Here is a 248-nt window from a genome sequence, read left to right as displayed (position 1 = left end):
TCCCCGAAGCATATCGGTGTTAGTACCGTCCTTCATCGGCTCCTAGTGCCAAGGCATTCACCGTGCGCCCTTTCTAACTTAACCTACTTCGGCCAATGATAAGCAGCGAATCTCTGCGTCAGCTCCGGTGCTCGTTCAGTCGCTTCCTTGATCTTCTTGCTTCTCATTACCCTCAGGTTTGTGCTCTTACTTCGTTTTATAACAAAAATAAGAGAAAAACTAAGATGGCGATTACTCGGTTATTGCTT

At 46.4% G+C, this 248-nt stretch carries 1 rRNA gene; it reads right to left on the bottom strand.

From position 1 onward, the window contains the following. A 23S ribosomal RNA gene (locus M3205_RS25480) occupies window positions 1–84 on the bottom strand; the annotation flags it as partial. Window positions 85–248: the final 164 nt, after the last annotated feature.

This window comes from Cytobacillus firmus, from assembly GCF_023715565.1.
Taxonomy (GTDB): domain Bacteria; phylum Bacillota; class Bacilli; order Bacillales; family Cytobacillaceae; genus Cytobacillus; species Cytobacillus firmus_C.
The sequence above is the reverse complement of the archived record's forward strand: the minus strand, read 5'-3'. Positions and strand labels throughout refer to the sequence as shown.